The 7,160-nt window shown below is 43.1% G+C and carries 8 protein-coding genes; 4 read left to right on the plus strand and 4 right to left on the minus strand.

Annotated features, from left to right (window positions below; all coding sequences use genetic code 11):
• Positions 1 to 30 precede the first annotated feature (30 nt).
• The gene (locus ACEQ1T_RS04825; protein WP_372530237.1) at positions 31 to 1,467 is read left to right on the plus strand and encodes a polysaccharide deacetylase family protein; all 1,437 of its coding nucleotides are present in this window, start codon (positions 31 to 33) and stop codon (positions 1,465 to 1,467) included.
• 52 nt (positions 1,468 to 1,519) lie between these two features.
• Here ACEQ1T_RS04825 and ACEQ1T_RS04830 read toward each other — a convergent pair whose 3' ends face one another.
• Positions 1,520 to 1,987 (minus strand): GNAT family N-acetyltransferase, encoded by a 468-nt coding sequence (locus ACEQ1T_RS04830; protein WP_370221920.1) that lies wholly within the window; start codon positions 1,985 to 1,987, stop codon positions 1,520 to 1,522.
• Positions 1,988 to 2,176: 189 nt separating this feature from the next.
• Here ACEQ1T_RS04830 and ACEQ1T_RS04835 point away from each other — a divergent pair, with 189 nt between their 5' ends.
• Genes ACEQ1T_RS04835 through ACEQ1T_RS04845 form a run of 3 tightly spaced genes read left to right on the plus strand, consistent with a single transcriptional unit; the run spans position 2,177 to position 5,649 of the window.
• Entirely contained in the window at positions 2,177 to 3,511 is a 1,335-nt protein-coding gene (locus ACEQ1T_RS04835; RefSeq protein WP_370221921.1) for a spore germination protein, read from the plus strand.
• On the plus strand, positions 3,501 to 4,580 hold the full coding sequence (locus ACEQ1T_RS04840) for a GerAB/ArcD/ProY family transporter (protein WP_370221922.1): 1,080 nt from the start codon (positions 3,501 to 3,503) through the stop codon (positions 4,578 to 4,580). The genes ACEQ1T_RS04835 and ACEQ1T_RS04840 overlap by 11 nt, the downstream gene beginning before the upstream one ends.
• Positions 4,567 to 5,649, plus strand: a complete 1,083-nt coding sequence (locus ACEQ1T_RS04845) for a Ger(x)C family spore germination protein (RefSeq protein WP_370221924.1) — start codon at positions 4,567 to 4,569, stop codon at positions 5,647 to 5,649. The genes ACEQ1T_RS04840 and ACEQ1T_RS04845 overlap by 14 nt, the downstream gene beginning before the upstream one ends.
• Positions 5,650 to 6,018: 369 nt before the next feature.
• Here the strand turns inward: ACEQ1T_RS04845 and ACEQ1T_RS04850 are convergent, their stop codons facing one another.
• The 3 genes from ACEQ1T_RS04850 to ACEQ1T_RS04860 are packed head-to-tail and all read right to left on the minus strand — an operon-like array spanning position 6,019 to position 6,854.
• Positions 6,019 to 6,459 (minus strand): GNAT family N-acetyltransferase, encoded by a 441-nt coding sequence (locus ACEQ1T_RS04850; protein ID WP_370221925.1) that lies wholly within the window; start codon positions 6,457 to 6,459, stop codon positions 6,019 to 6,021.
• A gap of 6 nt (positions 6,460 to 6,465) precedes the next feature.
• The gene (locus ACEQ1T_RS04855) at positions 6,466 to 6,657 is read right to left on the minus strand and encodes a hypothetical protein (protein ID WP_370221926.1); all 192 of its coding nucleotides are present in this window, start codon (positions 6,655 to 6,657) and stop codon (positions 6,466 to 6,468) included.
• Positions 6,654 to 6,854, minus strand: a complete 201-nt coding sequence (locus ACEQ1T_RS04860; protein WP_370221927.1) for a hypothetical protein — start codon at positions 6,852 to 6,854, stop codon at positions 6,654 to 6,656. The genes ACEQ1T_RS04855 and ACEQ1T_RS04860 overlap by 4 nt, the downstream gene beginning before the upstream one ends.
• Positions 6,855 to 7,160 lie beyond the last annotated feature (306 nt).

Here is a 7,160-nt window from a genome sequence, read left to right on the forward strand (position 1 = left end):
CGCGATACTGGTAGGTGACTGAGTTCAGACGTGTGCTCTTCCGATCTGTTAAAATGGCCATCATGGGTATTACTCAGCATCTTCATTGCAGGCATCTATTATTTCATCAGCTCTGGAACTGACACCAGCCTGCAGGCTTTTTCCAGAACAGAAACCACTTCCCCGGCAGCTTTCCCCGGATTAAACCTTGAAACCCGGACAAAGGAAACGAAATCTTATACCCTAGCGATCAGTACTCCGATCACTGAAATTGAGAATTTGAACAAACCCATGAAAGAATGGATCCAGACTCAGGAAAGGGATTTCCTGGAACTTGTGAAGGCAAACAGGCAGGTGCTGGACAGCGAAGAATTCCGTGCCCATCTCAATATCAAGGCTGAGCCGAAAAAAGTCTCCGATACCATGTACACCCTTGTATTTGAAGCTTACCAGTACACCGGCGGCGCAAATGGGCAGGCGGCAGTCAAAACGTTCACTATCGACCTTGCGAATCAGAAAATGGTGCAGCTTGCCGATGTAATCCGTATGGATGAGGAGTCCCTGACGCCTCTCAGAGCGATGATAAAAAAACAAATCGGCGAGAAGGACGAACTCCAGGGCTATTTATTTGATGACCTGCTTGACGAAGCGCTGGAAAACCCGTCGAGCTGGAAATGGTCACTGAGCGGCAAGAATTTCACGCTTTATTTTAACGAATATGAAATTGCGGCCGGTGCAGCCGGAGCGGTCAAAGTGAAAATTCCAATCGAACAGATTCGTCCACTCTTAAAGGATGAAATCGCCCAGCACTTGAAACTCCCAGACATTCAGCTTCCTGAACCGGAAGTCAAGGAACCAGAAGCTCCTCCGCTGGATCCAAACGGCAAGTATATTGCCCTAACCTTTGATGATGGGCCACACCCGAAAGTCACACCGCTTATACTGGATATTCTAAAAAAGCATAACGCAAAGGCTACCTTTTATATGCTTGGCAGCCAGGCGCAATTCTATCCTGCAATCGCAAGCCAAGTGGCTGAAGAAGGCCATGAAATCGGCAATCACAGTGACAGCCATGCGGACCTTTCATCCCTCGGAGAAAAAGAAATCCGCAAAGAAATGGAAGAAGCCAGCAGCAAAATCAAAGAAGCAAGCGGCCAGCTTCCTGCTACCGTCCGCCCGCCTTATGGGGCCATGAATGAAGATGTGAAAAAAATTGCCGGAATGGCCCATACACCGCTTATTCTATGGTCGGTCGATTCACTTGATTGGAAAACACTCAATGCCTCGGCTATTCAAAAAATCGTGAAGGCCAATGCTGTGCCAGGCTCCATCGTCTTGATGCACGATATCCATAAGCCAACTGCTGAAGCACTTCCGGACCTGCTGAACTACCTTGAAAAAGAAGGCTACGAATTCATTACCGTCTCCCAGCTTCTATCCCTCCAGGAACAGGAAGTGACCGGTACGTTTTTTGGAAAACGGCAATAATCATTCAGAAAGACGCTCAGGATAATCCTGGGCGTTTAATTTTTCTTTTCATTCAATGATGCAGAAGCCCTGCACACTTTTCATAAAACTTAATGGCCCCGCCGTCCGCCCCGTAAACCTCTCCGCTATGCGTCCAGCCGTATTTTTCATAATATCCTTCCAGATCTGTCTGGAGATAAAGTTTTTTAAATCCAAGCTTCGCCGCTTCTTCAATAGCATGATCAAGCAGCCGGGAGCCAATCTTCTTCCCTCTGCTGTTGGGATCAACGTACAGACATGCCAGCCACGGATGCAAGTCCTGCCGGCTATTGAGGTCATTGCGGATTAGTGCATACGTGCCAATGATTTCCTCATTCTCGATCCCAACATAAAACCTCGGGATGCCGTCTCCCGATGTCCCTGAATGGATCATGCAATCCTGATAAAAGCGGAAGTTTTGCTCATTCCCCCACTGTTCCCAGAAAAATTGAACTGCGCTCTCAACTAAATGCGGATGTTCGTGCACTGCGATAATTTTCATTTGTCTTTCCTCCCACTTTAATTATTCCTCTCGAGGTTTGATAATTCCTGGCTGAACTCTTGTTCAAAGTTCGAAAGTTGCCTCTTGTTTTAGCCGAGGGTTAAAACGCTAAATTAAGTATTTAGGAATAAATTTTTCCAGAAAGCGAAAATTAATAATATTTATGTCTTTATAAAGGGGTAACCCGCAATGGATCGATTTATTAATGAAATTAAGGCTGAGCTTGGGAACAATGGCGATTTTCATCTTCAAAGGGACTTTCTTGCGGATGCAGCCGTTATGCTGCTGGGATTTAATACACTCATTGATTTTATCAAAACGAGAACGGTGCTTCACAAGCACGCTGAGAGCATCCTTTTGCAGAATCAGCCTTCTGGGGATTTATGGCGGGCCATAGGGGAAGTGATGGAAGGGGATGTCCAGAAAGCCATTTCATCCATATATGAGGGAAAACTGATTATCCATTTTGAAAACACCGCCCGTTTTATCATTATGGAGCCTGTACCCGCTATGCTCGATCGTTCGTTTGATACACCAACAAATGAAAATGTTATTAAAGGAGCATTGGATTCTTTTACAGAAGGAATCGATGCCAATATCGGCATCGTCCGAAAACTGGTGAACTCGGACGAACTCAGAATCGACTCTTTTTCAGCTGGCCGCAGCCGCAAAAACAAACTAATCTTGCTGTATATAGACGGCCAAGCGGATATGAATCTGGTTAATAGCATACGTGATCATATTGGAAAAAACGTCCAAATGGAAGCCTGTGATCTGCAGGGGCTTGCCAAAATGCTGGGGTTTCCATCATGGAATGCTATTTCAAAGTTTAATACGACCGAGTTGCCCCATCATGCGGTTCAGAATCTGAAAAAAGGAAAAGTTGTTCTGTTCGTGGATCGCTTGCCTTTTGCGCTCATTCTTCCAAGTCTGTTCTGGGATATGTTTGCTATTGAAAATGACCGGAATTTTCCGCTGCCCCTCATGTTAGCCATTCGGTTAATCAGAATCATCGGCATTTTAATCACGCTGATAACACCCGGGCTGTATGTGGCTCTGGTTTCCGTAAACCCAGAAGTCCTGCAGATCCAGCTTGCCTTATCAGTTGCCCAAAGCCGTGAAGGAGTTCCTTATCCGGCATTGGTAGAAATTTTCTTCATGCTGCTTATTCTGGAATTAATCCTGGAAGCCAGTGTAAGGCTGCCAAAATCCATTGGCCCCACCATTACAATGGTTGGGGGAATCATCCTGGGACAGGCAGTGGTTGAAGCAAAATTAGTAAGCAATCTGCTGATCATCATTCTTGCCGCCACTACCATTGCCAACTCAACCATCGTCGGCTTTCAAAATTCTGTTTCCATTAGGCTTTTCAAATATGCCATTGTGCTTCTGGCGGCGATTTTTGGCATCCTGGGGCTGGTTGCCGGCTTGGTTTTCGTTGGCGCTTACCTGGCAAGCCTCAATACCTACGGCAAATCCTATCTCTACTTAAATTTAAAAGGGAATGAAAGCAATGGCGGATAAAAGTTTGCATGTCATGCTGATGTATGTCATCAGTCATTTGGGCCTGATTTTCTTTATGTATCCCGGGAATGTGATTTCAAGTACAGAACAGGGCCACTGGCTGCCTGTTCTGGTTGGCGTGATCATTCATTTCATTTTTATTACTATTTATATGAAGGGATTAAGCTTTTTTCCGAAAAAAGACATCATTCGCATCTATGCGGAAATTGGAAAAGGGACAGCGATCCTTTTTATTGCCCCGGTTTTCTTATATTTCAGCATGATTTTATTGATTACGCTCCGGGCTTATGCCGAAATCATTACCATCGTCTTTTTATCAAAAACTCCTTTATGGGCCATCATGCTCTTATTGATATCTATTTCAACCTATATAGCAGCCAAAGGAGTCGAAACGATTTTTCGCACAGGACTTCTCCTATCCCTTTTATTTCTTCCCATCATCATCTTTATTTTCTTCACTTCTTTTCAGAACGTGGATTGGAGGTACGTTGTTCCTTTAGATGCAGATCTCGGATTCATTATAAAAAGAACATACTTGGAAAGCTTTTTTGCTTTTTCTGGAGGCTTTCTGTTTCTCGGCTTTGTCCAGCCTTATTTCTCCTATGAAAGAAAATATATTTTATGGGCCGCTGCCTTCCTTATTCCCTTTTTCCTTTTTTCAGTCTATATTCCGGTGCTGACTTTTGGGCAGGCCACCTCGGCCACAACCTTCCTTCCATATGTTGTGGCCGTGGATGCCATCAATATTAATTGGCTGATGTTCGACAGGGTTACGATGTTTTTTCTGCTGAGCCTCATCTCCTTTATCATGCTTTACCTTGCCCTTGTGTCCTGGAAAGCAATTCGAATCTTAAGTCATTACCTTCCTTCCATTAAACCGGTAAAATTGTTGCTCGCTCTATCCGCTGCAGTCTATATTTCCTGCTTTTTCATTCCGGACTGGAAGGATGTCGAGAAATTGTTTTGGTGGAATACGTTTCTGAGGTTCTACATTTTAATTGCAGTTCCTTTTTCAATCTTTTTCTTTGGACGCCGCATGAAGAGGAAGGGTAAAGATGAAACCATTTAATGTAAAATCTAAAGCCCCTATTACGGTCTGTCTGCTTCTGGCAGCTATGACATTAACCGGCTGCTGGGACATTAGGGATATCAATCATCGGACACTTCCTGTTGTCCTTGGCATTTCCACCATTGAAGACGATCAATACAAGGTTTTTCTAAAAATCCCTGAACCTGTGGATGGGTCGATGGAAGTAAAGATTGTATCTGGTACGGGGAAGACCATTTCCCACGCGGTCGATGTCATCAGCCGTAACATGGAAACCAGCGTAGATCTGCTTCATGTAAAAGTAATCATGGTTGAGCGGAAAACGGCTGAGGAAGGCATGAAGGACATTATTGCCGGTTTCATGAGATCACGGGAAGTATCCCCAAAAGCGCTAGTCACGATTTGTGACCAGAACATGGATGAGTTTTTTTCGATACTTTCAGAATCAAAGAATCTTAAAGGAACCAATATGTTCGATTATTTCGAAAAAAATGCAGGCTGGAATCCGGAAATTGCCCTTACAAGAATATGGGAAGTCTACCGCAGCATTCATTCCTATACACGTGATGTGGCCATCCCGCTGATTGTTACCGGTGAAACGACAACTTACGAACAAGTCGGCTCTGCCGTAATAAAAAACGGAAAGATGGTGGAGCAGATCAGCAATGATGAAACCCTGCTTTTCAATGCTTTTAATAATGAAAGCACCCATGGACAAATTGAAGTCCTGAATCACGCAAGTGTCATGATTATCGGCAACTCCATGGACCACCATACTGACTTGACTGATAAGCAGCCAGTTTTGCAGAGCCGAATAAACCTAAAGGTTGTCGTCCTCGAAACAAGAGGAAACACATCCAGTGCCATGATCAAAAAAGAATTGAGCCATCTCCTGTCAAGCCGTTTCAGCAGCATGTTAGCCAAACTCCAGGAAAGCGAAGCAGATATTCTGGGCTTGGGGCAATTGTATCGCACAAAAATTGACCGAAAAGAGCTGAAAAACTGGCGGTCCATTTACTATCCAAATTTGAAATCTGATATCAAGTTTCATATAGATGTTCAAAATGAGGGGTATTTAAGAACTACCTGATGGGACAGTGAACCTGTCCCTTTTCTGGTCACAGGTTGAATAAGTGTGACAATTAAGTGCGCTTAATTTCGGTTTGCTAAATTTGAGTGTACTATTCAGCTTGATTAGTTCCGTTCATTATCCATATTGCGAAGAGAACGATTCTATCTCATTAGTGCCCCTATCTGCGTCCCCCAACTCAAAGAGAACGAAACCCCACATCCGTCCCGCTTGTTTTTGCACCGTCCTCAAATTCTTTTTGGAATTACGATTAGATCACACTTATAAAATCGAAATTAACCATTAAAAAAGACAGGGTGAATAAAAATTTTTAATCAATTATGAAAATTTCATAAACAAATAAATAGAGGCTGCCCATTTTAGGCAGCCTCAGTTATGTAATCGTTTCTCCAGCATTATCTTATGCAAACCTTTTTCATCAGTATATGTTTCAATCACATCAAATCCATGCTTAATATTTAAAATCAGCATGCTTCGCCATTTGTTCATCGTCTTCGTCCTGACCACTTTATATCCCGTTTCTTTTAGGTATTCATGCTGCTTTTCCATCAGCATGGAAGCAATCCCGTTTTTCCTGTAATCAGAGTCGACTCCGCCCAGCCAGCTATAAAATGTACCCTGATCAATGGCATACCCCATTTTATATCCGAGCACCTTTTCTCCATCCATAGCCGTCAGCACCAGCAATTGGGGTTTGCTTTTCATTTTGCTGACTAAATGATCAGATTCGCCAAAAATGGTTTTATGCAGTTCTAAAATCCCTTTTAAAGTTTCTGCATCAGGGATTGAGTTAAAAAGAGTAAATTTCATATCCCCCTAATCACCCTTATTCTCTAATAATCGGTCCACCTTTTCCTCCACACGCTTCAGCCTGTCGTTTCTTCTTTTGAAAATAAAAAATAGAATGACGATAATCGCTGGAACCGTCAGTAAAAAGGCAAATGCCAAAAGCTGAAATAAGATATCGCCAGCATTAAATCCGGCTTGAGATAAGATTAAGAAATTCATGAAGATTCCCCTTTCTGGGATGACATGGTTAAATTATATAAATGTCTGAGGGAAACCACGAGAGCAAAAACTGCCAAAGCATTAGTCACGGAAAAGAAGTCTATACCCGTTATCATGTTTCGAATCATCAATATTATGGCAATTACAGAAATAATGATGGCTGAGTAAAAATCAAACCTGCCGCTATTTTCTTTCAAAACCAGTCCCCCCTTTATGATACTTTACGATTTTTTTGGACGGAAGGTTTCATGTCCTGCCATAATAATGCCTGGTGAGCAGCAATTTTTTCGCAAAACACACGTTCGGGTACTCTTATTGGAAATCGAACGCGCCAAATTTAATGAATTCAGACTATATTTGCAGGTTCAACCCATCTATTTGCAAGTTCCCCCTTCCTATTTGCAAGCACCCCCATCTATTTGCAAGCTCCCCCTTCCTATTTGCAAGTTCCCCCTTCTATTTGCAAACTCCCCCATTCTATTTGCAAGTTCCCCCTTCTATTT

This window comes from Cytobacillus sp., from assembly GCF_964223445.1.
GTDB lineage: Bacteria > Bacillota > Bacilli > Bacillales > Cytobacillaceae > Cytobacillus.